This window comes from Microvirga sp. 2TAF3, from assembly GCF_052114965.1.
GTDB lineage: Bacteria > Pseudomonadota > Alphaproteobacteria > Rhizobiales > Beijerinckiaceae > Microvirga.
In genome coordinates this window covers 38,652-64,839 of the sequence record NZ_JBFRFT010000016.1, presented here as the reverse complement: position 1 = coordinate 64,839, position 26,188 = coordinate 38,652, and the positions used below count along the sequence as shown (strand labels likewise).

The following is a 26,188-nucleotide window of genomic DNA, read 5'->3' as shown; positions in this document are numbered from 1 at the left end:
CAGGAAAATCCGCAAGAAGAACTCTTGCGAAAGGGAGCGTCAGTATCGATCTGACCTCCAATCCGAACATCCCAGCCGCGACAGGAAGCAGAACGTCGAAAAGACGTGCCAAGGCGGATGTGGGCCCGACAACGGAGCAGACACATATAGCTCAATGTGAATCGCAGGTAGAGCCAAACAGCCTGCTTGATGATCTGAGGCGGAAACCGGTGACGGTGGTAGGAAACGGGCTGCATCCCCCTACCCAATCCCATGTCAGCCTGATCCGTTGGCGGTTCGCGTGACAAAGCCCGGTGTCCGATAGGCCCTCGTTTCCACCACTTTCGAGGTACCTCTCCCGACACATTGCGAATCGCCGGGCCGATAACCATAAAAGCAATCACTCGAATTTAATCCCAATGGGCAGAAACAAGTAAAAGTACCCAAGCGCAACGGGATTATCCTTACACACCATCGGAACTGAAGGCTGGGGGCAAATGGAACCACACGTCGAACGCGTGGCTATGGCATTTTATTATGCCGAAGCCGACGAACATACTTGGGAACACGCCTGCGAAATACTAAAGGCAGAGTTCCGTATATATGCGCGGGATGCGATAGCACTCCTCATTGCAGGTCTGGATCGGACCGATGACGCGGTTGTCGGCCAGATTCCTGCACGCTGCGAGGCCGCGTAAGGCCGCGCAATATCCGGCCTGACGATACGAAGTGACGCCAGGATAAAATACCTTAAAAGGAGTAAGATCCTAATACGAAAGGATGGCTGAGCAAAGCTTGACTGTTTGGGTAACATATCCTCACGGCCTAGCTATGCCCCCATAGGCTGCCCCTAAAGCGCCTGCCATGCAGGCGCTTTATCTTTGCCTGATATCCCAACGCGGTGTTGTCATGTCTGGATGGCGCCGCGATCTGCCTCAATGAGGTTGAGGTATCTGACGTGCGGAGGAGGTCTGACGACACTGTCGGCGATATCGACACAAAGCTCCTCATTCCTCTTCGCCGCAGGGTAGCAAAATTGACATGCCATCAATTGCATGATCGCGAATTTCGGCTTCGAAGTTTTGGAACACCATGCGCACATGCTGTATCGCACCTCCCTTAGGCAAGCGCGTAAAGAGGTGCAGATCGAGCGGCCCCTGATGCGGTTCCGGAAGACGCGCCTTGAGCATTCGTGCTTCGAGAGGATCGTCCAGCTCAACCCATTCGCTCGCCGCAAGTGCCCCCTCACCACGCTCAGCTTCGTCGGGCCCGCAGCCCGGAGGCATGACGACGAGGCGCGCGCCAAGTCTCCGCGTCTGGCATCGCTTCTCATCGACGGCCACTGAACAGGAAACTGCGCCAAGATGAGAGATGGCCTGCAGCGAGATAGCGGCGGCCGACACTTTGTTCGGAAGCGGCCGCAACAGCACCTTGGTACCACCCAAGTGGCCGAAACACGGATAAGACGCCTTGATTTCACGCGTCAGACGTACGCCGGCGATGCTAAACTCGTCTATTGGGATAACCGGTTCGGAAGGTGGGACCCTCAAAGCCGACGCACCGCTTCGGGTGCCGGTGACGACCCCCGGAAGCCCGCCCCAGAGCCGCATGGCAAGCATCGACGGCTCCGGCGGCAAATCTGCATCAATTGCCGGAATCAAGGAATACTCCGGCAGTAGCCCAGCCGACCCCATAGCAAGACGTGGAGGATCGCCGACTCCCTCGGCCGCAATGTGCAACTCGAGCGAATGCCAATGCTGGGCCATAGCTCTTGCCACACGCAAGGGCAAAAGGCCCGGGCGCAGCTTCTGGAAAGACGTCCGCCATGTCGCGAGCGTCAAGCCCTCGTCGCGCGCAATCAGGTCAAGGCACAGCAGGCCTTCGCCGAGTCCCGGATGTGCAATGTGGAGATCAAGGCCGGCAAAACCGCGCGCAGACATCGGCAATCTTTGCCGGATTGATGTGCCCTCGCCCAGACGCCTATCCATCGGCTCATACATTGGAACCGAGATATTGTCATTGGGCGGTGGGCTAGTGAAAACATGGCGCAGCGGCGCGAGGCGTAGATTCTCCAGCAACTCCTCTATTTCATGGGGAATCCGGACATGGTTCTCGAAGCTCTCGCGCAAAGCAGCGATATCGCACAGCAGGCGTTGATTGGCGCGTGCCAGTCGGTTTCCTTCATCGAGCGATCGAGCCAGTAGCACTCTGTCCAAAGTGGCGCGGTCACCGTGGACCAACACCGGCAGCGTTGCTTCGCCACCTTCAGCCGCCCACCACCGCATCAAGGATTCTACGACGTCCAGGTCGTCGACCGCCGGTACCCACACCGCCCAGACGTTTGCGGGTGGCACCTGGAGTGGTAGCAGTTCGGACATGGATACCAATTGTCTGCTCGCCGATGCAAGGACGATCCGTCCCTCGCAGTCGCGATGGGCTGCAACCCATCGGAACCCATCATTCGACTCGGTAGATATGGCCGATCCCGGCGATCCTACCAGGAGGAGTTTGGGAGTCGCGTCGTAAAGGGAAGCGAAGCATGCTCTATCGGCGTAGATGGTCATGCGCTGGGCCCCTCCCTAGTTGTCATCATCGGCGCGATTGGGGCGATGCTTTCCGCCATGGCCGCTAGGTCGCGCCATGGGTAAATTTTTCTTTGAGGGATGCCAAGAGCACGGCAGAGGTGCAGCATGGGCTGGTCTTCGACGACAATGGCGTCATAAGCCTGTTCAAATGCGGCACAGGCATTGATGAGTTCGGCTGGCGAACGATGGGAGCTGTCGGCTTGCAGCAAGCAGCAGGTCCTGACTTTCAGTCGGCGCAGGGAGCCCATTACGGTGTTGGCGACGCTGCTTGTCACTGAAATGACCAATTGATAGGCCGCGAAGGTTGCGATGGCGTCCTCCATTTTAAAGGCATCGAGAGACGGGATCCCAGTGCCGTTATAAATGCGGTGGTCGCCTGCGCCGGACGAAACCTGCAGTGCCGTAAGGGGCAGCATCACGATTTCGGTATAGTTGTCTAAAGCCGAGAGGCTGCTCTCGATCTCGTTCCCGATGATCACGAGATCGACAATCCACCCTCGGCCACTCAGCAAATCACACATTCGATCCGCCGCTGCCAGTGCCCCTGGCATGCCCGGTTCGACAACCAGCGCTGCCCGCTGGTTCTTGCCGGCCAGGTCGGCGCAGGGGAAGACCGAGGGCAGGCCGATATGGGAGTAGATATCGCGCGGCAGGGCAGGATGGGAACGGTAGCGGACGAGGGGAGCGGCGCGCCATAGATGAGCGTACTCGCGCTGGGCGAAACTGGCCAAGGTCTCGCAAAATTCCGTCAGGGCCGCGGTTGCGCCATGCCCACAAGAAGGCAAGCCAGCAATATTCGCGGTAAGGACAATCCCTTCACATCTCTTCATAGCTTGGTGGACGAGACTGTCGAAATCGCTTCCCGCTCGGGCGCGGGAAAGTAAGACGCTCGCTTCGAGTGCGATAATCTGCGCTTCCTTCGGTAGAGGCACCGTCGCTGCGGCGCGATTGTATGAAATGTTCTCGCGCAGCCAGCACGGCATGGTCTCAGAGCCGGCCATAGAACGAAAGCTGATGGCCGCTAACGTGGCGCGCCTTACCGCGCATTCCAGAGTCCAAAGGATTCCGGCCAGCATGTGGCGTTCGGTCAGGGCATCATACAGACTCTCGTCCATCACCACGAGATGCCCCGGGCATCGGCCATATTCCGGTCTCTCGCATGACCGCAGCAACCGCCTTAGATAGTCGTCACGATTGAGGAACTCGCGCTCTGAAGGAGCGGTCAGGCGGCTGACCCGTCCAGTATCGGGATGATAAATGGCGTAGCGCGACATTTCGGCAATCTCGCGCGCGAGGAGAGCTCTGGGCCGGAAGAGCGATGGATGGCGCGTGCGAATGTGATCGAGGATGGGCTCGAAATCCCGTTCCGCGGCAACCAACATGCTCTCGCCGCGGCGGCGGTAACGAAAGCCGGCATCGGGCACATGCACCCCGTGAAACCCCATTTCGAGGCCCTGGAGCCAGAACTCCCAATCTTCGACGCCGCGTCGCATCTGCGTGTCGAAGCGGATGCCGGCATCGAGCATTCGCCGCGCAACCATGCTGCCCGCCTCGCTGACATTGCGGAAGAGATGCTCCAATGGGGAGTACGGGCCGGAGGTATCGCCAAACTCGGTAAAGCCGAACTTGTTGACATCGGCATAGGCCCAGCCGATGTGCTCTTCGCTAGCACGCAGGGCCGTCAGAAGGCGCTGCAGCAGATATGGCCCGATCCGGTTGTCGCAGTCGAGGAAATATATGCCCTCAAGTTCGGGAAAGGCGACAAGCGCAAAATCGATCCCCGTATTGCGTGCAGCGCTGAGGCCGCCATTACTTTTCTGAAGGTAGAAGATGCGGCCCGGATGGGCGGCCGCAAAAGTCAGGCAGACATCACGTGTCGAAGGATCAGGACAACCGTCATTGACCAGTACGATCGCATAAGAAAAATTCGTGCGCTGACTTAGGGCAGTGCGTAATGCCTCCGCCGTGAGCGAGGGTTGCCCGTAAGAAGGCACAATGATCGCGGCTCTAACAGCAGAGACGTCGGAAACTCTGACAACCCGGTTTTCCCGCAAGCTTCTACCCTCGCTGAATTGCGAAGGCAGTCGCCCTCTCTTGATCCAATCGTGGAATTCTTTCGTCCGTGAAAGCTATGTGACTTCTGGACCAGTTCGCCTCAGCCAACCAATTCACGGTATGCCGCAAGCCTTCCAGCCAGGGCACCCGAGGCTGCCAACCCAACTCGCGCTGGATCAGCGATGTGTCGAGAATGTTCGTCGGCACATCACTCGCCTGAGCCGGCTTGTAGAGTTTGAGCAGTGGACCGCGCGCGATCATAGCTTCGATGTCGCGGCAAATCTGGTTGATGCTGAGGCCGTATCCTGACCCCACATTCATGATCTTGCAGGACCCTGTATAGAGACACGCCCCTATCATGGCTGCCACGACATCGCCGACATGAACGAAGTCGCGGATGGCATCACCGGTACCCCAGATCTCGAGCGGCTTGCCGCTCAAGGCTCGGCTGATCATCGTCGTTACGACGCCTTGACCTCTGTGTGGCGCTTGATATCGCCCATAGGCATTGGCCACGCGTAAGATCTGGTAGTCGAGGCCGTGCAGATACTTATAGAGCGCCAGATACTTCTCGCTTGTTAGTTTGCTGATGCCATAGGCCGAGACCGGTTCCGTGGGCGAATTCTCAGGAATGGGCAGCAACTCCGGTTGTCCGTAGATGGCCCCTCCGGACGACGCAAAGATCAATTTTCCCACATTATGACCGCGGCAAACATCCAACAACTGAACCGTAGCCCGCACATTTGCCTCGAGATCCGCGACGGGATTTTGATTGGAGATGCTTGGAATTGAAGAGCTCGCCAAATGAAAGACAACATCTTGGCCCCGAACGGACTCCTTGAGGACGGCGATGTCATCCAGATGACCCTGCGTCCAGGCAACTCGTGGGCTGAGGGCATCCGGCCAAGCGAGCGAACGTCCTAGGGCTGTGACTGATGCCCCACACGCGACGAGACCGTTGCACAGATTTACGCCAAGAAAGCCGCCGCCTCCCAGAACAAGGCATCTTGTCCCGGAAAGATCGCGCGGCTGGTAATCCATGTCGGTGGCGGATGTCATCGGTGCTGTAAGTGCAGTCGCAAGCTAGCTGGATTTTGCGACAGGGTCGCTGTCCGCGTGCGTTTTGCTATCGCGGCATCGGAATTTGGTCAGTCGAACGTCTTACCTCCATCTTTCGCGGCTCCTCGATTGCACAAGTTTTCAACTTGCGGGTGGAACCGAGACCGATCGGTGACAGGGGTTCTGGGCGCCTTCAATTCTGAGGTGCCGACATCTGAAGCGGCCGCTCCGATCGATGGAAAGGTATGGGGAAGCCGAACGCGATCGGCATTAGCCTTGATGAAAGCGATGGAACTCCCGAGCGGTCCGTTCTCACGCTTGTCTTGGTCTCTGTCGGACGCAACAAAGTAGCGATGCCAAGTTAGCGTTTGGTCTATGGCGGAGTGCAAGGCCTTGTTCAATTGGGGCATCCATGCGGATTTGAATATTCATGGTACAGTTACCGCACCATCGGGCAATTGTAGTTTGCGATTGAATACGTATTACCGAGTTTATTCGGCACTGACAATCGCTTAAATCAATGAATAAATTCAGTTTATAATATATAAAATAGTTCGAAATTCGAATTAAATTTGATTTTAACTTTATTAGAATGAGGGATTTTCCGAATGAATAGTACAAGACTATCTCGCGTTGCTGATCGACGCTGATCACGCGACGGGACTGCTGCATTAACCTTAGCAATGTAACGAGGAGCGGCTACCCTCCTTCATCCATCACGACCGACAAGCTGGCGTCGTACCCGAAGGCGATCGGGCGCTTGCAGAATGAAGGGCTGCTGTCGAAACATTTCGCGCACCGGACACGAAATATTTGAACAACGTCACCGAAGCGGATCACGGCGCACTCAAGCGGATGATCCGGCCAACGCGCGGCTTCCGGAGGATGAGAACAGCAGACGCGACTCTGAAAGGCTTTGAAGTGATGCGCATGATCCACCGGGGTCACTGCATACGGCGCACGCTGGGAGCGGCAGGCGAAATCCGCCTCGTGAACGAGCTCTTCGGTCTTGGTGCCTAAGCGGGACGTTCAGTTGGGTTTGTTATGATCTTTCCAAGTTACTGCAATGAAACCCATCAAACGGAGCCGCTAACCAAAGTTCGCGAGCCCCTTGGCTCGCCGGAATGCGATGGCCGCAGCCTCGGTGACTGGGAGGATCTTGAGCCATGCTCCAAGGGAATCCTTCCCATTCCGGATCCAATGTGCGCCGGAACGGCAGCAGGTGCGATCCGTTGTCCCCGCGAGTCACTTTTGCGGAGACGGACGATGGGCAGGGATTGGCCTCATGGATTGTCCGCGGGCGTTACTCTCACATTCCTTGTCGCATCACTGGGCGGCCCGGCCATGGCACAATCCGTCTCGCTGATCCCGGCCACCATGCCGCGGATCGGCACGGTCGACGAGCGCTACCAGTCATACAACGTCGAGATGCTGGAGGTCACCGGCGGCAGGTTCTGGCGGCCCTACGGTCCGGAACTCGAAGCCGCCCTGCGCCAGCCGACGCCGGCATCGGCAGCCCAGTCGAACGGCGACACGCCCGCCGGCATGAACCCGGCCCTGTACGAATCCCGGCCACCCCTCGACCTGACCAACCCGCGCCTGCGCAAGCTGGCCGCCGCCCTCGGACCGGCCTATGTCCGGGTCAGCGGAACCTGGGCCAACACCACGTTCTTCCCGGAGACCGATCAGGCTCCCGCAACGCCGCCGCCCGGCTTCATGGGCGTCCTGTCCCGGCAGCAGTGGAAGAGTGTGGTCGAGTTCGCCAAGGCGGCAAACGCAGAGATCGTCACCTCGTTTGCGACCGGACTGGGCACCCGTGACGGCGCCGGTGTCTGGATGCCCGAGCAGGCCCGCCGCCTCATTGCCTACACGAAGTCGGTGGGCGGTCGCATCGTGGCGGCCGAGTTCATGAACGAGCCGACCCTGGCGATCATGGGCGGGGCCCCGCAAGGCTACGACGCCGCCACCTACGGGCGCGATTTCAAGGCGTTTCGTGCCTTCGCCGATCAGGCCGCGCCCGACATGATCGTCCTCGGTCCCGGCTCGGTCGGCGAGACCATCGGCGAGTGGGGCGTGGCGTATGGTTCGCTGCCCGTGCTGAAAACGCGGGAGATGCTCGTCGCATCCCAACCTGCCCAGGTTGATGCTTTCTCATACCATCACTATGGGGCGAGCTCGCAGCGTTGCGCCGCCATGGGAAAGCAGACGACCGCCGAGGCGGCGCTGTCCGAGGACTGGCTCGGGCGCACCGACCAGACTCTCGCCTTCTACCGGGCACTGCGCGACGAGTTCGAGCCCGGCCGCCCGTTCTGGTTGACCGAAACCGCCGACGCGGCCTGCGGCGGCAATCCATGGGCCAACACCTTTCTCGACACCTTCCGCTATCTCGATCAGCTGGGCCGCCTCGCCAAGCAGGACGTCAGGGTTGTCGCCCACAACACGCTGGTGGCGAGCGACTATGGCCTGCTCAACGACAGGACCTTGGAGCCGAAGCCCACCTACTGGGCGGGGCTGCTGTGGCGGCGGCTCATGGGCACCACCGTGCTTGAGACGGGGGTCCCCATCCAGGAAGGCTTCCATATTTATGCCCACTGCCTGCGCGGCACGCCCGGCGGCGTCGCGGTGCTGGCGATCAACAACAGCCGGACACAGTCGAGTGCGGTTGAAATCCCGAAAGCGGCGGAAGGCTATACGTTAATGGCGCCACAGCTGGAATCCTCCAGCATCCGGTTGAACGGACAAGAGCTGAGGCTCAGGGCCCAAGACGAGCTCCCGGACCTGCAGGGCAGTCGCGTTCAGGCAGGACGGGTTGAGCTGGCGCCCGCGAGCATCACCTTCCTGGCCCTTCCGGAGGCCGGAAACCCCGGCTGCCGGTAGGGCTGTCAGGCCGCATTTGGCTCTCACCCTCCAAACATCGTCCGCCCCATGTTCGTTGATAAGGAGCATGCCATGACCACCTTCAAAGTCGGCGATCTGGTCGGCAGCCTTGCCAAGGAATCGATCAACCGCAAGCTCGCCACGGCGCTGCCCCGTCTTGCTCCGGAGCACGGGAGCATGAGGAATTGTGGGGCATCTTATACAGCCGCCCGGTACGGTCTGGATTCGTGTCGAAACAAACATCGTTTCGAGGCCATGGTCTGCCGCCTCACAGGTCCCAGCCATAGCATACCCACCAACCGCCCCACATTTCCTCATGCTCTCCAAAGTGATGCAGTCGATCATAATCGGCGCGAGCCACTCGAGCCGCAATGGGCTGAAGGCCCTTGCGCTCGCCGGGACCGATTAGAGCGGGCACATGCGCCGACGCGCCGAATGATGAAGATGGGCGAGGAATGGTTCAAGCCAGGGCTGGAGGTCATGCTCCCAAGCGACTGAAGTGCTCATGGCGGATCTCTTATCGAGATCTCTCAGCTGGAAAAATCGTCAGGCTTGCCCCGTTCCCACAGGCTTGCCAAAGCAGTGCTAAGGATCCTGTTCCCAGTCTTGTGAGGGCCCCTCATCTGTCAAGAATCGATCCCGCGAAGGGCCAAGAAACAATCGACAAATGCTTCGCTAGCGCATCGTGCGGGAAAGTGGACCCGGTTTTCCGCACAGAACGATGCTGTAGGTTTTATTCGGCCGGCTGTGCAGGAACAACAGAGTGGAGCGCAAGACTGAACCGGGCGAAATCCACCTTTTAGATCGACATCATTGCAACGATAACGGGTCCCCAAGCCGTGAGCAAAATGTTCCCGATGGCGTAGGGGATTGTGTAGCCCAGCACTGGGACGCTGCTTTGGGCCTCATCCTGCACGGCGCGCAGCGCAGCAGTGATCGTGCCGGCCCCGGCACAGGCGCCCAAGACGATGAGAGGATTCATCTTCAGCGCGAAACGACCGAAAAGGATCCCAAGCGTATGAGGCAGGAGAGCTGAAGCCAAACCCACGAAGACTAGGCTCAGGCCGGATGCCCGCAACCCGGCGATGAAACCCGGCCCGGCGCTCAGGCCAACGATGCCGATGAACGTACAAAGCCCGACGGTGTCAAAGATCCAGATGGCCGGCTCCGGGATACGGCCGAAGAACGGATAGACTGACCTGAGCCATCCGAAGGCCAAGCCCATGACCAGCGCACCGCCGCTCGCGGTCAGTGTCAGCGGCACGCTCCAGACCACCACTGAGAGCAACCCAACCAAACCGCCGAGAAATATGCCTGTCCCGACGAAAATCATATCCGTTTCGGAGGTGTGTCGATCGGGGTAGCCCAACTCCTTGGCCGCCCGCTCGACTTCCGGCAAGGCCCCTATGAGGCGCATCATATCACCTCGGTTGACGCGGCTTTCCGGGGCAATGGGCAGGTCGAGTCCAGACCGCGTGAACTTGGAGAGAAACACGCCGCGGGCGAAGGGGAGATGAGCCAAGTCCGCGAGCGACTTGCCGTCCAAGGACCGATTCGTGACCACGACATCCAGCGACTCGATCGGAATGTCGAGAAGGTGCGGATCGTTGACTTCAGGGCCGATTGTGTCCCCGCGCACCGCGTGGATCTCCTGGCGGCCGATGATGGCAACGACATCGCCTTCCCGAATGACGAGGTCTGGCGCGGGTTCCAGAATCTGGTCTCCGCTCCGAACGCGCACGATGAACACGCGGCTTCGCTGAGGAAGGCTCTCAAGCGTGGCGATCGTCTTGTCGATGAGATTCGGATTGGTGACGCGATAGGCACGGACATCGAAAGTGCGAGCGGCGGACATGACACCTTCTGCGGCCTCACCTGCCCCCCCGACATTCGAGCGCATTCGCAACGCCTCCTCCCGAAGATTGACGCCCATGAGTTTGGGGCCGATCGTGGGAAGGTACCAGACCAGCATGGCCGTTCCGACGAGGTAGGTCACCGCGTAGGCAACCGGGATATTGTTAACCAGCGCGGTTCTCTCTGCTTCGGGAATGGACAAGCGCTGGATTGCTTCCCCGGCGGTGCCAATCACCGTCGATTCCGAGAAGGCTCCCGCAAGAAGGCCAGCCGCCGTTCCAGCGTCGTATCCCATGAGTTTCGAGAGACCGAACGCTGTGAGCAGGCAAGATACGCACACGATAACGGTCAAGGCCATTTGAGGAATGGCATCGCCTTTCAATCCGCGGAAGAACTGCGGCCCCACCTTGTAACCCGTGGTGAAGAGAAAGAGGTCGAAGAAAATCGTCTTGACCAGGGGCGGAACCTTGATGTCGAGCTGGCCAATCAACACTCCTGCCAACAGACATCCGACGACGATCCCGAGACTGAAGCTTCCAAATTTGATGCGCCCGATCAGGAAGCCGACCGCTAACGTCAGAAAGACCGCAAGCTCTGGATTATGGCGCAGGGCCGACGTGATGTAGTTCATCTTGAACTCCTCCAGGCGCCTGATTTTTCCTCACTGTCATTTGCGCGCAGCTCTATGGGCGAATGGCCAGACGGAGCGCAGGAGCCGGGTGATCGAGGACACGACTGTGAAGGTCTTCCATTATGAGGCGCTGGAAGGCCTCCCACTTCACACACGGTCCTTCAGAACCGTTTGCAACCTCGCTTAGCACCCAAAGCTTTCCGTTACGAACGCCGTGGACCTCCGGCTACTTCCCGAGGGGCTGCGCAGCCCCTCGTTACAACCTGTCAAGCCGCTCGGCCTTCCGCCGACGGGGCGGAATGCCCGATTGGTTGCTGCCTGCGGTCACTTGGCATCCTCGGCAACCGTCTTCGGTGCAGCTTGCGGCGCCTGCGCCTCCTTAGATGCCATGGTGTAGGCCTCGAAGGTCTGACGGTAGCCACGGGCGACCGCCCGAGTGGCGCGACCGATCTGGCTGTAGACTTCATCGTCGAGATTGGCAAACGAGACGCGTACCGACCAGTCCGGCGCAGAGAATCCGCCTCCATTCAGCAGCACGATCCCATGGTCCTCAGCGAGGCGAAACACGATATCCAGCGGGTGAATGTGCTCCTTCATGTAGGCCACGACCTCCGGGCCGACATATTTGTTCGCCCAGAACTCGAAATCGACCAGCCCGTAATACCTATCGTGAAGCGGGTTCTCGGGTACTTCGATGCCAAGTCCTTCGACCATGCGGTCCAAACGGCCATGCACGATCTCCATACAGGCTTTCTGATAGGTCTTGGCCTCGTCCATCATCTCGGCCAACGAGAACAGGGTCATCATTACCTGCTGCGGCAGGGAGAGCCCGGCCGTATGATTGAGCGCGACGTCGCGGCTGTCGGCGACAATCCTGTCGATCAACTTGATCTCGCGCGGCTCCAAGGTCAGCGCGCCGTAACGGGCGTCGAGCGCCTCCTGAATGTTATCAGGGTGCGCGGCGATGGCCTTGTCGAAGACATTGTCCTGATGGATTGCAATGACGCCTAGCCGCCAGCCCGTACAACCGAAATATTTGGAATAGGAGTAGACTCCGATCGTGTTGTGAGGCAGGGCCCCCAGCAATCCACGGAACCCCTTCACGAAGGTGCCGTAGACATCGTCGGTCAGCAGCATCAGATCAGGGCGTTTCGTCTCCACCAGGTGCACAATCTTGTCGATGGTATCTTTGCTCATGGCGACCGCATAGGGATTGCCTGGGTTCACCACGAAGAACGCCTTGACTTTCGGATCCTCGAGCTTCTTGAGTTCCGCGTCGGTAAACTGGAACCGATTCTCCTGCGGCGCCGCGACATGGATCACGTTCAGGCCATAATCCTCAAGATGAGGCATCTCGAGATAGGGCGTAAAGATCGGCGTGCCGAGAGCGATTGTGTCGCCAGGATTGAGCAGCCGGTTCGCTTTCAGCGACTTGAAGATGTAACACATGGCAGCCGTGCCGCCCTCGACTGCGTACAGGTCATACTGCCCGGAAGGTCTGGGCTGACCGCACATCGCCCACATCAGGTATTCATGCACGATCCGCTCGTTGTGGACGAGCATGCGGTCCGGGACCGGATAGTTGTCGCCAATGATGGAGTCGACGAGCTCATGCACGAAGGCATCCGGCTTGAAGCTGAATTTCTCGACGGCGAACGCGACCATCTCGGTCAAAAATGCGGCGCCGGGTGATGTCTTATGCTCGGCAAGCCAGGCATTGAGACGGTGAGCTATGCCGTCGGCCTTTGGCATTCCGCCAATTCCTGCGGGCTTGTCCATCACGCGCCTGCTTTCCGTGATGGCAAACTGGCCGAGAAGGAAGAAGCCTTCTCGCGGTATCGTGGCGATCCAATTCGGGTTCCCACGACCGGCATTCAGGAATGCCAGTGTCGAGGTCTGTGCTGTCTGCTTTGCGATTTTGATAAGTTCGTCCTTGATTTCGAACGGGCTCAACTTCTCGAAGCTGCGCAGTTTGACGACGTCCATAGCTATTCCCTCTCTAAATTCGTGAACGTTAGGTCATCAACATGATGATGATCATTCCCCAGATGGTGAGCAGGGTATTGCCGACGGCGTAAGTGACGGTGTAGCCGAGCGCCGGCACCTGACTCTTGGCGGTCTCGCAGATCATGCCGAGCGCGGCTGTCGTCGTGCGCGCCCCGGCGCAGCAGCCGAGCAAAATCGCAGGGTCGAAGCGGAAGATGTATTTGCCCGCGAACATCGCGAGAATCAGCGGCACCGCTGTCGCAAAAATGCCCCAGATGAACAGACCGATGCCCTGGGTTTGAAGCCCTTTTACGAAACCGGGGCCTGCCGATATGCCGACCACGGCGATGAACATATTGAGGCCGATCGAGTTCATGAACCAGACCGTCGAAGACGGGATCCGGCCGAATACTGGCCTCACCGAGCGCAGCCAGCCGAAAACGAGTCCCGAGATCAGGGCGCCTCCTGCAGTCGACAGCGTGAGCGGCACTCCACCCGCCTTGAAGACAAGGGCGCCGATGAGAGCGCCGAGCGTGATGGCTCCCCCGATGAACGCAACGTCCGCAACATCGCTCGGCCGGTCGGGATAGCCGAGAAGCTTGGCCATTGCCGTCGTATCCTGCGTGCGTCCGACGATTGTCAGGATATCACCACGATTGATCACCGTGTTCGGAAGGATCGGGATGCGCGTGGCGACCGCACCGCGTACAATGCGACGGAGAAAAACCCCGCGAGCCTCCGGTAGCTGGGCAAGATCATAAAGCGTCTTCCCATCAACGTCTTTGCTGGTGACATAAACGTCGAGGCCCTCTGCCTTAACGTCGAGAAGTTCCGCATCCTCGACCTCTTCGGCTGCCTGCCCGATGAGGTTCACCAGCGTTTCGCGAGGGCCGGCCACCGCTACGGTATCGCCCTCCTGCAGCACGGTATCGGCCGTCGCATCCTCGATTTTCCCATTGCGGCGAATGCGCTCGACGAAGACGCGGGCGCCGGGGACGAGACCCTCTGCCTCGACAGCTCTCATTCCGGCGGCGCGAGCGCTAGGCCGTAAGCGAAAGGCGCGCAGCTCCCAGCGGTGCCAAACGGAGCCTTCTCCCCCGAGCTCCTTCCCGCCTCCCATGCGAGCTTCGTAGTCTTTGCAGGCCTGGACAAGGTCGATGCCAAGCAGCTTGGGGCCGAGCAGAGCGAGAATGAGGGCCGAGCCTACGGTTCCGAATATGTAGGTGACGGCGTAGGCGATTGGCATGGCGTCGAGAAGAGCCTTGGTCTGATCCGGCGGAAGCCCGAGGCGATTAATGGCGTCCGTAGCAAGCCCCATCGATGCCGAGATGGTCTGTGAGCCGGCATAGAGGCCGGCGGTGTATCCGAGATCGTACCCGGCGATTCGCGCGGCTACGATGGGCGCGGCAAGACAGAATATGGCGACGAGGACGGCGAACAGCGCCTGCGGTGTTCCATCCTTGGCAATGCCGCGAACGAATTGCGGGCCCACGCCGTATCCAACGGCGAACAGGAACATCAGGAAGAAGGTCGCCTTGACGTTCGGGGAAATTGTGATGCCGAGTTGTCCGATGATAACCGCGGCGATGAGGGTTGAGGTAACGGCACCGAGGCTGAGGCCGCGGTAGGAGAAGCCACCTACATAGTAGCCGATCCCAAGTGAGAGAAAGAGAGCGATCTCAGGATAGGTACGAAGCGTGTTGGCGAACCATTCGAACATGCTCTTCTCCTCTTTCGATCAGCGGCGGATGCTGCCGCCTCGCCGCGGAGGTTCCTATGCGGCTCGCGGCTTGTTGCCGGCGGTCTTGGTGGCGGCGCGGCGGCCCATGATGGCGTCGGGCCTGAGCAGCTTGAGCCCTTTTGCCTTCTCGTAGCCGTGGATCTCCTTCACATCGAGCTTGCGCATGAAGGTGATCGTCTCCTGAGTGATGACCTGTCCGGGCACCATGATCGGAAAACCCGGCGGGTAGGGAATGACGAAGTTGGCCGAAACCATCTCCGGTCCTTCGCGCAGGCGGCGGTCGCATTCCGGGCTGTTCAGCTGAACGAACTCGCAATCCTCCGCGGCATAAGCGGCAAAAAACGCGCTGCGAATGTCGCCCTCGGACGTCGACTTTCCCGCATTGTGCCGGAACGCTTCATGGAACCTGCTGAAATTCGGTAGATCCGGCACATCCTTCATCAGGCTCCTGACCCGAGCCTCGAAGACCTTCCGTTCACCCTCGCCGCTCTGTTCGAGGCGGGTCTCAATACCGCTACTGATCTTCAACAGGACCCCGATAAGGTGCGCGACATCGCTGCGCGTGTTGTTGATGTTCGATTGCAGCAACACGGAGTTGCGAGATGTCTTGTTGACCTGGATATTGTATTCAGATGCAAGCACCCCCTTGAAGGTTGTGCCATCGAAGCCGGCGGTGCCACAGACCAGCGTCATGCGGGTCGGGTCGAGGCAGAATTCATCCTCCCGCATGCTCCGCAACTGGTCGGACCATCGCGTGCTCGGCGCGAGAAAATCAACGAAGCCACTGGAGCGATACTCTTTTGGCACCATCCCGTCGGCGCCGACGATATGGAAGTATTTCGAGATCAGGGGGTGGCTGTTCACTGCACTACGAATGTCGAGAGCGATCTCGATCGCATTCATGACGAGACCGTAACCCTCCAATTCCATTTGTCTCCGCGCAACGTCGAGGCTAGCGATAAGCTGTTGATTAGGACTGGTCGAGGCGTGCGTGAACACGGCTTCGTGGAACTGCGCCTCGACGGTGTGGAAGTCGACATCCTTGACAAGAACCATCGAGCCCTGACGAATGGCGGACATCGATTTGTGGGTGGAATTCGTCTGGTAAACCCGCAGCCGTATCGCCCGTGGATCAGGAATGAGGCGCGTGTCCAGCAGCGCGTCGGGAGAAGGACGTTCGCCGAGCTCCGCGTGCTGGCGCTCATACTGTGCGAGGGCGTCCGGTCCTCTCATCCAGGCCTCGATGTTGGCTGCCGCGCCCATCGCGGTTCGCGGCCGGAAAAACGGCGACCACCGGGCAAAGCCGAACCATGCCTCGTCCCAGAGGAAGATGAGGTCGGGCTTGATCGCGAGGCACTCCTCCATGACACGGCGCGTGTTGTAGATATGGCCATCGAAAGTGCAGTTGGTCAGGTCGAGCATCCTGACGCGGTCGAGTTTGCCTTCCGCCTTGAGGTCGAGCAGCGCCTTCTTGATCGTGCGCAGCGGAACCGCTCCATACATCGAGAACTCGGGCATCGGGAAGGCTTCGACATAGAGTGGCTGGGCTCCGCTCAGCACGAGCCCATAGTGATGCGATTTGTGGCAGTTGCGGTCGAGAATGACGATGTCGCCTGGCGCAACGAGCGCCTGAAGCACCATCTTGTTTGACGTGCTGGTTCCATTGGTCACGAAGAACACATGGTCGGCGCCGAATGCGCGCGCCGCCATGTCTTGCGCACGCTTGATGTTGCCTGTCGGCTCAAGCAGGCTGTCGAGGCCGCCGGTCGTTGCGCTGCTCTCCGCCAGAAACAGGTTGATGCCGTAGAACTGACCCATATCGCGGATCCACGGTGACTTGAATACGGACTTACCCCTGGCGATTGGCAGGGCGTGGAACGTACTGACCGGGCGTTGCGCATAGTGCTTGAGGTTGTCGAAGAACGGTGTCTCGTAACGCTCCGCGATGCCCTCCAGGACGGACAGGTGGAGTTCCAGCGGTTCCTCGACCTGGTACATGACTCGGCGGATCATCGCCGCGCGCGGATCGCCGGCGAGCTTCTCCACGCGTCTGTCGGAGAGCAGATAGATGTCGAGCTCTGGCCGGATTGACTTCAGTCCGGTGGCGAGACGTAAAGCCCTGTCGCTTTGATCTGCCTTCTCCAAAGCCTCTTTTTGTGCGGCGAGGACGCTGCGGAGGATGGGGGCGTCGTGGCGCGACTCCAAGGAAAAACCTTCGTAGATCGCCACCGCCGCCACGTCGGGGTTGATCACCGCGGCGCAGATCGCATCCTCGAGGCTGCCAACGGAGACGAGTTCGTAAATGAACGCGTCCTCTGGCCGCCGCAGCCGACGGAACTCAGCGGCGATATGCGGCCATCGCGCGGCAGGGGCCGGTGTCACCACCAGGAGCTCGAAATATGGACGAGCCTGCTGCCCGACTCCAAGCGTCGGGGGAAGCAAGTCGACAGGTTCCGCCAGGGATTCGTTGGTCATTTGCCACTCGCTGGGATCGCGCTTGTAGTTACCCGTGATGACGGCAAGCGAAATGCGCTGAGCAAGCGAGGCGAAGCCGCTGGCATCGCCGTTCTGAAGACGCTGGCGAAGCGCCGCCATCAGGTCCGAGCCAGGGAACGCGTAATACTCCTCAATGATACCGACTTCATCAAGTGCTACCTCGACGGCACGCCGCTCTGCCTCGCGATTGACCCAAGCCCTCGCAGCCGCATGCACCTCGCGCCATCGATCAAGCCGAGCGGATGGCATGGAGAAGAAGTGATCAATGGAGTACGTGTCTCGACTCGAACGCGCTGCCATGGCCTCCTCCTTCGGGATCGCCCGCTGTCAGGCCTGACGCCTATGCGTTTGTGCAAAGGCGAACCGATCGCCGGCAACGTGATCAGGGCGCGGAGAAACGGAGAATACGCGTATGGACGCCTCTACACTGCAGTTTACACAAGCAGAGCTTTCCGACTTTGACACATGGGGATAAGTTCTTGTTTTTTTTGTGACCTAGTCGCAAATCCGACCATGTCCGGCCAGCGTCTGCATCGTAGGCATGACCAAGTATTGCATCTGTTCCCCAGGTCCGGCGATCTTCTCCTTGGGCGAGATGGCCGCCGAGAGCGCTCAGAAGGACCATTCGACTTCAGCGCAGGCTGATCTCCACTCCGCTCACGCTGGCATTGAATTCGAGTCCGATGTTGCGGCCGTGGAGATCGAGAACGACACCTCTCGCGTTCTGAAGGCGCATGCCCGATGCGCCACCGCCGGCGGCGACTCCCGCGCCGACGGCAGTATAGGTGCCGGCAATGTCGGACGCCCGGCGCAAATTATAGGCGCGTCCGGCCAAGTCGGCTTTCGATACCCCGATTGTCGCACCGACGCTCAAGCCGCCGACGCTCAGCGGATAGCGGTGCCCCTTGAAGACAAGCGTCCCGTTGCCCCCGCCGACGCCGACGATGAACCCCGCCTTGGCGATCCCGATACGGACAGTACCCGTCGCGGCCCAACTCGGTGTCGCCAGCACCGATGCGAGCGCTGCCACAAGGGCCACCGAACCATGACGAAGAGCATGTTGGAAATTAAGCATGAATGCCTCCTTCCTTTCAGGTGCAGGATTGAACCCGGGATCTATCGTGCCCCGTCGCAGGTGCCTGCACCCGCCGCTGAAATCTGAGGGGCCTGCTAGGTTATGGCCGCTCAAGCGCGATCGGCGTCGACCACAGCCGCGGCGAAGGCCTGCGGCGCTTCCTGAGGCAAATTGTGCCCGACGCCGCCCGTGACGAGTCGGTGCGCATATTTACCCGTGAATTTCCGGGCATAGGAGCTGGCGTCCGGGTGTGGGGCGCCGTTGGCATCGCCCTCCATCGTAATGGTCGGCACGCTGATGGCCGGGCTTTCCGCTAGCCGCTGTTCCAGATCGTCATATTTCGGATCGCCAGCTGCCAAGCCGAGCCGCCAGCGGTAATTATGGATGACGATGCTGACGTGATCCGGGTTGTCGAAGGACGCCGCCGTGCGCTCGAATGTGGCATCGTCGAAAGTCCATTTCGGTGAAGCGAGCTGCCAGATGAGCTTGGCAAAATCGTGCCGGTATTTGTCATAGCCGGCGCGGCCACGGTCCGTGGCAAAATAGAACTGGTACCACCATTCAAGCTCGGCCTTCGGCGGCAACGGCATCTTGCCGGCTTCCTGGCTGCCGATCAGATAACCGCTCACGGATACCATGGCCTTGCACCGCTCCGGCCAGAGTGCGGCGATGATGTTGGCCGTGCGCGCGCCCCAATCGAAACCGGCGAGGATCGCCTTCTCGATTTTGAGCGCATCCATCAACGTGGTGATATCGACCGCGAGCGCCGCCGGCTGGCCGTTCCGGAACGTGTCGCTTGAAAGAAAGCGGGTCGGACCATAGCCGCGCAGATACGGCACGATCACCCGGTAGCCCGCCGAGGCCAGCAACGGGGCGACATCGACATAGCTGTGAATGTCGTAGGGCCAGCCATGCAAAAGAATGACCACAGGGCCATTGGCAGGGCCAGCTTCAGCGTATCCGACATTCAGGACGCCGGCATCGATCTGCTTCAGAGAACTGAACGAGGTATTCGGCCCCGGCCTGATCGCGGGCGATGCTCCGCTGGATTGTGCCTCCGCCGAACCCATCATGGCGAATTCGGCCGCAGCGGCAGTCATGGCCACGGTGCTCAAAAAGCGACGACGATTGTGATTGACGTCTTCGGACATCGACCTCTCCTCAATTGGACCAGAACCGATGTGCCTCGTGGGGCGGGAGACGACGGCGCACACTGCATGCACGCCGCCCATCTCCTTCCCATCAACGCAGTGATCTGAACGCTGCTCGGATCTCCGTGCTGAAGAGTTCCGGCTGCTCCCAGGCCGCAAAGTGCCCGCCTTTGGGAAGCCGGTTGTAATAAATCAGTTTGGGAAACGCTTTCTCGGTCCAACTGCGCGGGGCGGTATAGATTTCGTCTGGAAAAGCGCTCACCGCGACCGGAATGGTGACGCCCTTGGGGGCGAAGAATGCGAGTTTGCTCTCCCAAAAGAGGCGCGCCGATGAGACACCCGTGTTCGTCAACCAGTAGAGCGTGACGTTGTCGAGGATATCGTCACGCGTGAGCCCCTCCGACTGCCCGTCGAAGACTCGTCCGATGAGCTTCTGGCTGGCTGCATCATGGTCAAGCATCCACGCGGCAAGGCCGATGGGCGAATCCTCCAGAGCGTAGAGCGTCTGCGGACGGTTGCCCATTTCTTGCGCGTAACCCACACGGTGCTTGTAGAAGAAGTCCAGCTGGTCCCACGCATATTTTTCGTCAGCCGAGAGACCAGTGGGCGATGGTCCGCCGGCAAGCGCCACTGAAATGTTATCAGGGAGGGTTCCCGGCATGTTGGTGTGGATGCCAAGCAACCCCGCGGGCTTCTGAAGCGCCATTTGCTCGGAAATGGCATCGCCCCAGTCACCGCCCTGTGCGACATATTTCTTGTACCCCAGCCGGTCCATCAGGACGGCCCAGACGCGCGCGATGCGCTGCGGGTCCCATCCAAGCTCCGTGGGCTTGCCGGAAAAGCCGTACCCCGGAATCGAGGGAATGACGACGTCGAACGCGTCCGCCGCGGTCCCGCCATGAGCGGTCGGGTTGGTCAGCGGGTCGATCACCTTCAGCTGCTCGATAATCGAACCCGGCCAGCCATGCGTGATGATCACCGGCAGCGCGTTCGGGTCCTTCGATTTGGCGTGAATGAAGTGGATGTCGACACCGTCGATGTTGGTGACGAACTGCGGCAGTGCGGCGAGCCGCGCCTCGACCTTGCGCCAGTCGTACTGGTTCGCCCAATAGTCGGCGAGCTTCTGCATTGTCGCAAGTCGCACGCCCTGCGTGTCGTCCGCCACCAGCTCCTGACCGGGCCATCTGGTCGCCTTAATCCGCCGTTTGAGATCGGTAAGCTCCTCGTCGGACGCGCGGAACGTAAACGGCCGGATCGCTGTGTCTTCAGTCGCCGTGCCCGGAGCGGCGGGCGCCGCGGCAAGCTGCGTAGGGATCAGACTGACGGCGAGCGCAGCTGCTGACGTGGCCAGAAGCACTGCGGCTGAGGTAGTCAGAAAGGACATCGTCATTCTCTCTCTGGTCGACAAGCAAACTTGCGTGCTGGGCGAGAAGATCGGCATAGGGCTGGATCAGGGCCAGCGGCCAAGACTGCGATGGTGATCACCACGAGGGCGAAGAAAGCGATCCAGGCGAAGATGTCGATGAGCGACATGGTTGACTCCTCCCTCGGGTACGCAACCACGCGGTACAGGAGCGACGTCGACAAAGCTGGCGATCAAAGGCGGCTCGGCGGGGAGCCTAGGTCAAACGCAGAGACTTCGCCTTACGGGAACAGGATACACCGTCTTGTAATGGCGGGAAAGCGGCACTCGGTCTGTCATTGTCATCGCTGAGCGGAAGGGCAGTTCAGGGTCAAATTGGGAAGAAGGACCCTCGTCTTGGAAGGTCTGCTTACTCCTGCACCTCGGAAGGAAGGCTAAGGTCAGCCCAGTGCGATTTTGAGACCTTCCGAGCCTGGCGCTCGTTGTGTGCTTTACCCATTAATGGCTTGCGGTCACCATTTCAGGTATGGCCGTTTATGGGACCGATTGGAAACCGCCCAAGTGTGCAGTCTACCCTCACCAGCTAAAGCTGGTGATCCTTCCAGAAGACAGAGAGCGTGGATGAGCCAGAGCCTGCCCGAAATCGTCATGAGTGAGACCCCAGGCCCTGCTGACCGCGAGGCGATCCTGAAGCCTCTCATCGCCTACAACCGCAGCAACGGCCCGCCCTCTCACTTCCAGCCGCTTGTGTTATTGCTGCGTGATCCGAACACTGGAGAGACAGTCGGAGGCTTGTGGGGCAAATCAGCCTTCGACTGGGTCTTCATCGAATACCTCGTTGTGCCTGAGCAGTGCCGGGGACAGAATATTGGCACCTTACTCCTGCGGAAGGCTGAGGAGGTAGGGCGGGAGCGGAATTGCGTTGGTCTGTGGCTCGATACGTTCGGATTTCAGGCTCGCGGCTTCTACGAGAAGAATGGGTTTGAGCTGTTTGGCGCCCTTGACGACCATCCCCGGGGCTCGAACCGCTACTTCATGAGAAAGCTGCTGGAGCCAAAGGAGCAAGCTTCGTCCACTAGCCTACAAGCGGATTTCGCGGAACGGGAATTACGGAACTGTGGCAAAGGCGAACTATGCTGCCTCGGAACAGATTGAGTCCGGTTTGGGTCAGAGGAGGAAATTGCCAACGCCTCAGGAATGTCTGTCGTCCCCTTCCTCAGCAGACGTACGGTTTACTTCCGGAAAGCGCCATAACCGGACTCACGCACCACGGCAAACATCAGGGAGGGCCATCCCCGTAGTCGGTTTCGGGCACTTCTCTGTCGAGCGCCCGTTTAACGAATTCTACGGAATCTATGGCCGCCCCAAGTTGGGTGCGAAATTGCTCGATCGCTTCGTTCATCGACGGCGGCAGGTCTCCCCACCAGTCAATCACGCCGCTCATCGCTTCTTCGCCGGTTCGCAGCATGTCCTCTATTGCCACTTCACGGTAAGTTCTCGCCATGGCGCTGTCGCCTCAGTTTCCGAATGGTATCGTCAGTTCCGCCTCGTTCGTGTCCACCACGAACACCGCGAGGAGCTTGGCCGGCTGCGTCTCGCTGGCATTGGCGCTGACGCTGTGGCGGTCCCCAGGCAGCTCGGAGAAGCTCTGTCCGGCCTTATAGATCGTCACCGGTCCGTCGTTGACCTGACTACGGATCGCCCCCTCAAGAACGGTCGCGTAGATGAAGGCGGATTTGGGATGCGTGTGGCCAGGCGAGTAACCGCCCGGGCCATATTCGACGAGCACACCCTTGAGGCTCTTGCCGAGGACGTTCGGTAGCTCGTGCTGGTAGACGAGGGTCACCCTGGCGTTCTTTTCCTTCGGCTGCATCCGCAAGGACGCTGCCGAACGGCAGGGTGGCGACAAGCAGCGAACAGAGGAGGCGTTTCATGGAGCACTCCTTCGGGTGGCGGATGCGGGATCAGGCCCCCGCCTGTGAGCGGCGGAGCCATTCGTCGAAACCGATGCGGCCGAGGCGCGCCTCGCCCAACGGCACGAGCGAGTGCTCCTCGACCCGGCCGCCGAAGTATCGGGCTGCGGGGTCGCTCACGACCTCACGCGGGTCGCCGACCGCCTTCAGATAGCGGGCGACGATTTCGTTGAACGGGGCTCGTTCCGGGCCGGCGATTTCGACGATGCCGTTTCGCGGCGCCGCGAGCGCCACATCGGCAACGATGGCAGCAACGTCGTCTGCCGCGATAGGCTGGAAGAGGCCGGGCGAAAGCCTGACCATGTTTCCATCCGCACTTGAAGCGGCGATGCCGCCGAGGAATTCCAGGAACTGGGTCGAGCGGATGATGGTATAGGGGATGCCGGAGGCCTCGATCAACTTCTCTTGGGCAACCTTGGCGCGGAAATAGCCATTGTCGGGCGTCCGGTCGGTTCCGACGATGGATAGCGCGACATGGTGCCGGACGCCCGCTGCGGCCTCCGCCGCAAGAAGGTTGCGGCCGGAGATCTCGAAGAATTCCAGCACCGCCTCGTCTGCAAATGAGGGCGAATTGGAGAGGTCGACCACCACCTGCACGCCGGCCATGGCCTCTTTGAGCCCCTCGCCGGTGATGCTGTTGATACCGCTTTGGGGCGAGGCGGCGACGACCTCGTGGCCGCCCTGGCGCAGAATGGCGACGGTCTTCGAGCCGATCAGGCCGGTGCCGCCGATGACGACGATCTTCATGACTTATACCCTCCCTTGCCCTCCCTCGTCGACGGCTGGAGACCCTTTGCGCCACTTTGCAGCCCGACGAGATCGGAACGCGGTGCGCTCCGCCGGAGGAGGTCATAAGCCGGAGGAAGCACCGCACGCCGGTACGTCTGCGGCGCCGCGGCAGGCAGAACCGTGAGAGCGGACACAGCGGATTTCCGGGGATCCATCGGCTCCTCCCATGGGGTACGCAACCACGCGGTACAGGAGCGACGTCGACGAAGTGTCAATCAAAGGCGGCTCGTCGGGAGCTCAGGTTAAACGCAGAGACTTCACCTTATGGGAACAGGATACGCCTTCCCGCGACAGCGTGAAAGCTGCGTCCGGATGGTTGTTGCCAGCGCTGGGCGGAAAGTCATCTTGGGGTCAGAGGAGGAGATTGGCGAAAAGAAAGGAACGTCCTGATTGCCTCGGGAAGCTGCCTTCCCAAGATCTAGTAAGAATGCCCAGACTTGGTTTTCTGTCGCCCGTTTCGGCCAAGCTTCATTGCGGGGGCTTCGTTTCAGGAGCACTGCAATGCAAGACACTATCGCCGACCATACTTGCCGAACCACAGCACCTTGGAACCGGGGCAAGCTAATTGGTCCGAAGCCGCCTCTCAAGGCTAAGGAGATCTGGTCCATTCGGGTCAGGCTCCAAGTGGCGCAGCGCGTTCGCAATCTGGCTCTGTTCAACCTCGCGCTCGACAGCAAGCTGCGCGCCTGTGACGTGATCGCGCTCCGGGTCGATGATGTAGCCCTTAATGGGCGGGTGCGGACCCGAGCCACTGTCATGCAGCGAAAGACGGGCCGGCCTGTTCAGTTCGAGATCACGGAGCAGGCCCGCGAAGCCATAGGACGCTGGCTCGAGAAGTAGGAACTGCATAAGGGCGAGCCGCTGTTTCCAAGCCATATCAATCGGCAAAGGCCAATGACGACGCGCAGTACGCTCGCCTGCTGGGATCTTGGCTTCGCGCGATCGGGCTAATCCCTTGGTCTATGGAACGCATGCTGTTGTCGCATTCTGCGGATCTATCGACACCGTCAAGTCCGCGAGCGCGGGGTCGCCCATCCGACAACGTGCGGCCCCAATGACACAGAAGCGTCGACACAAAATCGCCGCCGATATCATCGATAGGCTCGCCACACACAATATGACAAGGGCACTAGACACTTGGGTACCGGCATCATCACGGCGGCAATTCTCCTGATCATCGGCTATGTCGTCATCACCAGACTCATTGGTCTGGCTTTCCGGCTTGTCGTGCCGGTCGTTCTGCTCATGGTCCTTGCAGGCGCGGGCCTCTTCACGGGCCTGATGCCGGATCGTGGCCCGGACCATTACGCTGCCGACCAGTACCGACACGACGGTCACCATCGTGGTTTTCAGGAGGACGGCGGTCGTCTTGGAGACATGCGCCTGCGCGACATTGCAGACAGTGTGATTGACACGGCCCGGTCCATCCTCCGGGGAACGCTGGCCTTTCTTGATCGAGCAGACAATCCGCGCTCACCGGAACCAATGCCTCACGCGGATCGTGGCCCTACGCCACGGGATCGGGCTGATGAGGCTCGGTCCCCTTCCTACGATGATCCATCCGAATGGGATGCACCGTACCGGCCGGGGCGCGTGTATTGAGATGCACTGTAAATGATCATTGAGACAGGAGACCCCTTCCCTATGGAGCCGGCCGTCTGCGATTTTCAAGCTGCGCCGCTTTCCGGTTGCGACCATTCCGTTGTGACATGGTTGTGACATGAAGGAATAACAGCGGCTCTGGGTCAGAGTGCACCTGCGAGCGGATTGGTAAACGTCGATGCACTCCGCTGCAGACGCTCACCCTCCTTCCGGAGGGTGCCAACGCCAGACGTTCGTTGTGGGAACCGGGAGATTCCTATTTTGCGGGTTCCGGAGCTCGTCCGTGAGCGCAATCGATGAGGCTTTTGCGGCCTTCCCGGAACTCTTTCCACGTGGCCTCTGTTTCTGTCGGACAACCAGGAGCATCAATATGAGCCGCGGATTTCCCTCCATGACCGCCCTTCTCGGGCTTCTTGCCATCGCCGGCTATCAGAACCGCGACAAGCTGGCGGAGATGCTCGGTGGGCAAGCTCCGGGCAATGCCGGCGCAACCGGTGGCTCCGGCCAGCAGCAGGGCGGCTTGGGCGGGCTACTCGGAAACCTGGGCGGAACAAGCGCCGGCGGAGTGCTGAGCGGCGGACTGGGCGAGCTGGTGGAGAGGTTCCGGCAGAATGGCCAGGGCGAAGCAGTGGAATCCTGGATTGGCACCGGTCCGAACAAAGAAGTCGCCCCTCAACAGCTTGAACAGGCCATCGGGCCGGATGTGCTGGCCACTCTCTCCCAGCAGACCGGGCTCTCGCGCGACGAGATCCTCGCCCGATTGTCGCGGGACCTGCCGCGGGCTGTCGACCAGTCCACGCCGGAAGGACGGCTACCGACCGAACAGGAGATCTCGTCCCGCTAGCGCATCGTGCGGAAAAGTGGAGCCGGTTTTTCGCTGACGCGGACCTTCGGTTCGCAAAGAACGATGCGCTCTCGATAAGGAGAAAGCATCGGTGTTCCGATGGTATCGTAACGCCAGCTCTAACTCTT

Annotated in this window: 18 protein-coding genes and 5 pseudogenes; 7 read left to right on the top strand and 16 right to left on the bottom strand. The window is 60.0% G+C overall.

Annotated elements, in window-relative coordinates; translation table 11 throughout:
• Positions 1-149 precede the first annotated feature (149 nt).
• The 4 genes and pseudogenes from AB4Y97_RS15645 to AB4Y97_RS15630 all read right to left on the bottom strand — a co-directional run.
• Positions 150-236 (bottom strand): annotated as a pseudogene (locus AB4Y97_RS15645) (IS6 family transposase); the annotation flags it as partial.
• Positions 237-986: 750 nt separating this feature from the next.
• Positions 987-2,543: a DUF6212 domain-containing protein gene (locus AB4Y97_RS15640; protein ID WP_441999965.1), complete on the bottom strand. Its 1,557-nt coding sequence runs from the start codon at positions 2,541-2,543 to the stop codon at positions 987-989.
• Entirely contained in the window at positions 2,540-4,618 is a 2,079-nt protein-coding gene (locus tag AB4Y97_RS15635; protein WP_441999964.1) for a glycosyltransferase family 2 protein, read from the bottom strand. The genes AB4Y97_RS15640 and AB4Y97_RS15635 overlap by 4 nt, the downstream gene beginning before the upstream one ends.
• A gap of 4 nt (positions 4,619-4,622) precedes the next feature.
• Entirely contained in the window at positions 4,623-5,678 is a 1,056-nt protein-coding gene (locus AB4Y97_RS15630; RefSeq protein WP_441999963.1) for an NAD-dependent epimerase/dehydratase family protein, read from the bottom strand.
• Between the two features lie 646 nt (positions 5,679-6,324).
• Here AB4Y97_RS15630 and AB4Y97_RS15625 point away from each other — a divergent pair.
• The 3 genes and pseudogenes from AB4Y97_RS15625 to AB4Y97_RS15615 all read left to right on the top strand — a co-directional run.
• A pseudogene (locus tag AB4Y97_RS15625) lies at positions 6,325-6,698 on the top strand (DDE-type integrase/transposase/recombinase).
• A 246-nt stretch (positions 6,699-6,944) separates the two neighbouring features.
• Positions 6,945-8,555, top strand: a complete 1,611-nt coding sequence (locus tag AB4Y97_RS15620; RefSeq protein ID WP_441999962.1) for a hypothetical protein — start codon at positions 6,945-6,947, stop codon at positions 8,553-8,555.
• A 72-nt stretch (positions 8,556-8,627) separates the two neighbouring features.
• Positions 8,628-8,720 (top strand): annotated as a pseudogene (locus AB4Y97_RS15615) (ACP phosphodiesterase); the annotation flags it as partial.
• 160 nt (positions 8,721-8,880) lie between these two features.
• Here AB4Y97_RS15615 and AB4Y97_RS15610 read toward each other — a convergent pair.
• The 9 genes and pseudogenes from AB4Y97_RS15610 to AB4Y97_RS15570 form a co-directional block, all read right to left on the bottom strand.
• A pseudogene (locus AB4Y97_RS15610) lies at positions 8,881-9,062 on the bottom strand (IS701 family transposase); the annotation flags it as partial.
• A 292-nt stretch (positions 9,063-9,354) separates the two neighbouring features.
• Complete coding sequence (aspT, locus tag AB4Y97_RS15605) at positions 9,355-11,040, bottom strand: aspartate-alanine antiporter (RefSeq protein ID WP_441999961.1); 1,686 nt, start codon at positions 11,038-11,040, stop codon at positions 9,355-9,357.
• A 324-nt stretch (positions 11,041-11,364) separates the two neighbouring features.
• Entirely contained in the window at positions 11,365-13,026 is a 1,662-nt protein-coding gene (locus tag AB4Y97_RS15600; protein WP_441999960.1) for a bifunctional aspartate transaminase/aspartate 4-decarboxylase, read from the bottom strand.
• 28 nt (positions 13,027-13,054) lie between these two features.
• Positions 13,055-14,746: an aspartate-alanine antiporter gene (aspT, locus tag AB4Y97_RS15595; protein ID WP_441999959.1), complete on the bottom strand. Its 1,692-nt coding sequence runs from the start codon at positions 14,744-14,746 to the stop codon at positions 13,055-13,057.
• A gap of 54 nt (positions 14,747-14,800) precedes the next feature.
• Positions 14,801-17,563: a decarboxylase gene (locus tag AB4Y97_RS15590; RefSeq protein ID WP_441999958.1), complete on the bottom strand. Its 2,763-nt coding sequence runs from the start codon at positions 17,561-17,563 to the stop codon at positions 14,801-14,803.
• A 331-nt stretch (positions 17,564-17,894) separates the two neighbouring features.
• Positions 17,895-18,338 carry a hypothetical protein gene (locus AB4Y97_RS15585; protein WP_441999957.1) on the bottom strand — a complete coding sequence of 148 codons (444 nt, stop codon included), beginning with the start codon at positions 18,336-18,338 and terminating at the stop codon, positions 17,895-17,897.
• A 110-nt stretch (positions 18,339-18,448) separates the two neighbouring features.
• Positions 18,449-19,489 carry an alpha/beta fold hydrolase gene (locus AB4Y97_RS15580; RefSeq protein ID WP_441999956.1) on the bottom strand — a complete coding sequence of 347 codons (1,041 nt, stop codon included), beginning with the start codon at positions 19,487-19,489 and terminating at the stop codon, positions 18,449-18,451.
• Between the two features lie 91 nt (positions 19,490-19,580).
• Complete coding sequence (locus AB4Y97_RS15575; protein WP_441999955.1) at positions 19,581-20,873, bottom strand: epoxide hydrolase family protein; 1,293 nt, start codon at positions 20,871-20,873, stop codon at positions 19,581-19,583.
• A 2-nt stretch (positions 20,874-20,875) separates the two neighbouring features.
• Complete coding sequence (locus AB4Y97_RS15570) at positions 20,876-21,022, bottom strand: hypothetical protein (RefSeq protein ID WP_441999954.1); 147 nt, start codon at positions 21,020-21,022, stop codon at positions 20,876-20,878.
• 451 nt (positions 21,023-21,473) lie between these two features.
• Between AB4Y97_RS15570 and AB4Y97_RS15565 the strand changes: the two genes are divergently transcribed.
• Positions 21,474-22,007 (top strand): GNAT family N-acetyltransferase, encoded by a 534-nt coding sequence (locus tag AB4Y97_RS15565; RefSeq protein ID WP_441999953.1) that lies wholly within the window; start codon positions 21,474-21,476, stop codon positions 22,005-22,007.
• 124 nt (positions 22,008-22,131) lie between these two features.
• Here AB4Y97_RS15565 and AB4Y97_RS15560 read toward each other — a convergent pair whose 3' ends face one another.
• The 3 genes and pseudogenes from AB4Y97_RS15560 to AB4Y97_RS15550 form a co-directional block, all read right to left on the bottom strand.
• A complete protein-coding gene (locus AB4Y97_RS15560) occupies positions 22,132-22,356 on the bottom strand; it encodes a hypothetical protein (protein WP_441999952.1) in 225 nt (74 codons plus the stop codon).
• Between the two features lie 12 nt (positions 22,357-22,368).
• Positions 22,369-22,710 (bottom strand): annotated as a pseudogene (locus tag AB4Y97_RS15555) (cupin domain-containing protein); the annotation flags it as partial.
• A 106-nt stretch (positions 22,711-22,816) separates the two neighbouring features.
• Positions 22,817-23,572: an SDR family oxidoreductase gene (locus AB4Y97_RS15550; RefSeq protein ID WP_441999951.1), complete on the bottom strand. Its 756-nt coding sequence runs from the start codon at positions 23,570-23,572 to the stop codon at positions 22,817-22,819.
• Between the two features lie 543 nt (positions 23,573-24,115).
• Here AB4Y97_RS15550 and AB4Y97_RS15545 point away from each other — a divergent pair.
• From AB4Y97_RS15545 to AB4Y97_RS15535, 3 genes are all read left to right on the top strand, one after another.
• A complete protein-coding gene (locus AB4Y97_RS15545) occupies positions 24,116-24,454 on the top strand; it encodes an integrase (RefSeq protein WP_441999950.1) in 339 nt (112 codons plus the stop codon).
• Positions 24,455-24,751: 297 nt separating this feature from the next.
• On the top strand, positions 24,752-25,216 hold the full coding sequence (locus AB4Y97_RS15540; RefSeq protein ID WP_441999949.1) for a hypothetical protein: 465 nt from the start codon (positions 24,752-24,754) through the stop codon (positions 25,214-25,216).
• Positions 25,217-25,586: 370 nt separating this feature from the next.
• Positions 25,587-26,060: a YidB family protein gene (locus AB4Y97_RS15535; protein ID WP_441999948.1), complete on the top strand. Its 474-nt coding sequence runs from the start codon at positions 25,587-25,589 to the stop codon at positions 26,058-26,060.
• The last annotated feature ends 128 nt before the right edge of the window (positions 26,061-26,188 follow it).

Coding starts and splice junctions, on each gene's coding strand:
- AB4Y97_RS15600 (WP_441999960.1), bottom strand. CDS start 13,026: ATGGACGTCGTCAAACTGCGCAGCTTCGAGAAGTTGAGCCCGTTCGAA.
- aspT (WP_441999959.1), bottom strand. CDS start 14,746: ATGTTCGAATGGTTCGCCAACACGCTTCGTACCTATCCTGAGATCGCT.
- AB4Y97_RS15545 (WP_441999950.1), top strand. CDS start 24,116: ATGCAAGACACTATCGCCGACCATACTTGCCGAACCACAGCACCTTGG.
- AB4Y97_RS15585 (WP_441999957.1), bottom strand. CDS start 18,338: ATGCTTAATTTCCAACATGCTCTTCGTCATGGTTCGGTGGCCCTTGTG.
- AB4Y97_RS15590 (WP_441999958.1), bottom strand. CDS start 17,563: ATGGCAGCGCGTTCGAGTCGAGACACGTACTCCATTGATCACTTCTTC.
- AB4Y97_RS15630 (WP_441999963.1), bottom strand. CDS start 5,678: ATGACATCCGCCACCGACATGGATTACCAGCCGCGCGATCTTTCCGGG.
- AB4Y97_RS15535 (WP_441999948.1), top strand. CDS start 25,587: ATGAGCCGCGGATTTCCCTCCATGACCGCCCTTCTCGGGCTTCTTGCC.
- AB4Y97_RS15580 (WP_441999956.1), bottom strand. CDS start 19,489: ATGTCCGAAGACGTCAATCACAATCGTCGTCGCTTTTTGAGCACCGTG.
- aspT (WP_441999961.1), bottom strand. CDS start 11,040: ATGAACTACATCACGTCGGCCCTGCGCCATAATCCAGAGCTTGCGGTC.
- AB4Y97_RS15550 (WP_441999951.1), bottom strand. CDS start 23,572: ATGAAGATCGTCGTCATCGGCGGCACCGGCCTGATCGGCTCGAAGACC.
- AB4Y97_RS15570 (WP_441999954.1), bottom strand. CDS start 21,022: ATGTCGCTCATCGACATCTTCGCCTGGATCGCTTTCTTCGCCCTCGTG.
- AB4Y97_RS15640 (WP_441999965.1), bottom strand. CDS start 2,543: ATGACCATCTACGCCGATAGAGCATGCTTCGCTTCCCTTTACGACGCG.
- AB4Y97_RS15565 (WP_441999953.1), top strand. CDS start 21,474: ATGAGCCAGAGCCTGCCCGAAATCGTCATGAGTGAGACCCCAGGCCCT.
- AB4Y97_RS15560 (WP_441999952.1), bottom strand. CDS start 22,356: ATGGCGAGAACTTACCGTGAAGTGGCAATAGAGGACATGCTGCGAACC.
- AB4Y97_RS15575 (WP_441999955.1), bottom strand. CDS start 20,873: ATGTCCTTTCTGACTACCTCAGCCGCAGTGCTTCTGGCCACGTCAGCA.
- AB4Y97_RS15620 (WP_441999962.1), top strand. CDS start 6,945: ATGGGCAGGGATTGGCCTCATGGATTGTCCGCGGGCGTTACTCTCACA.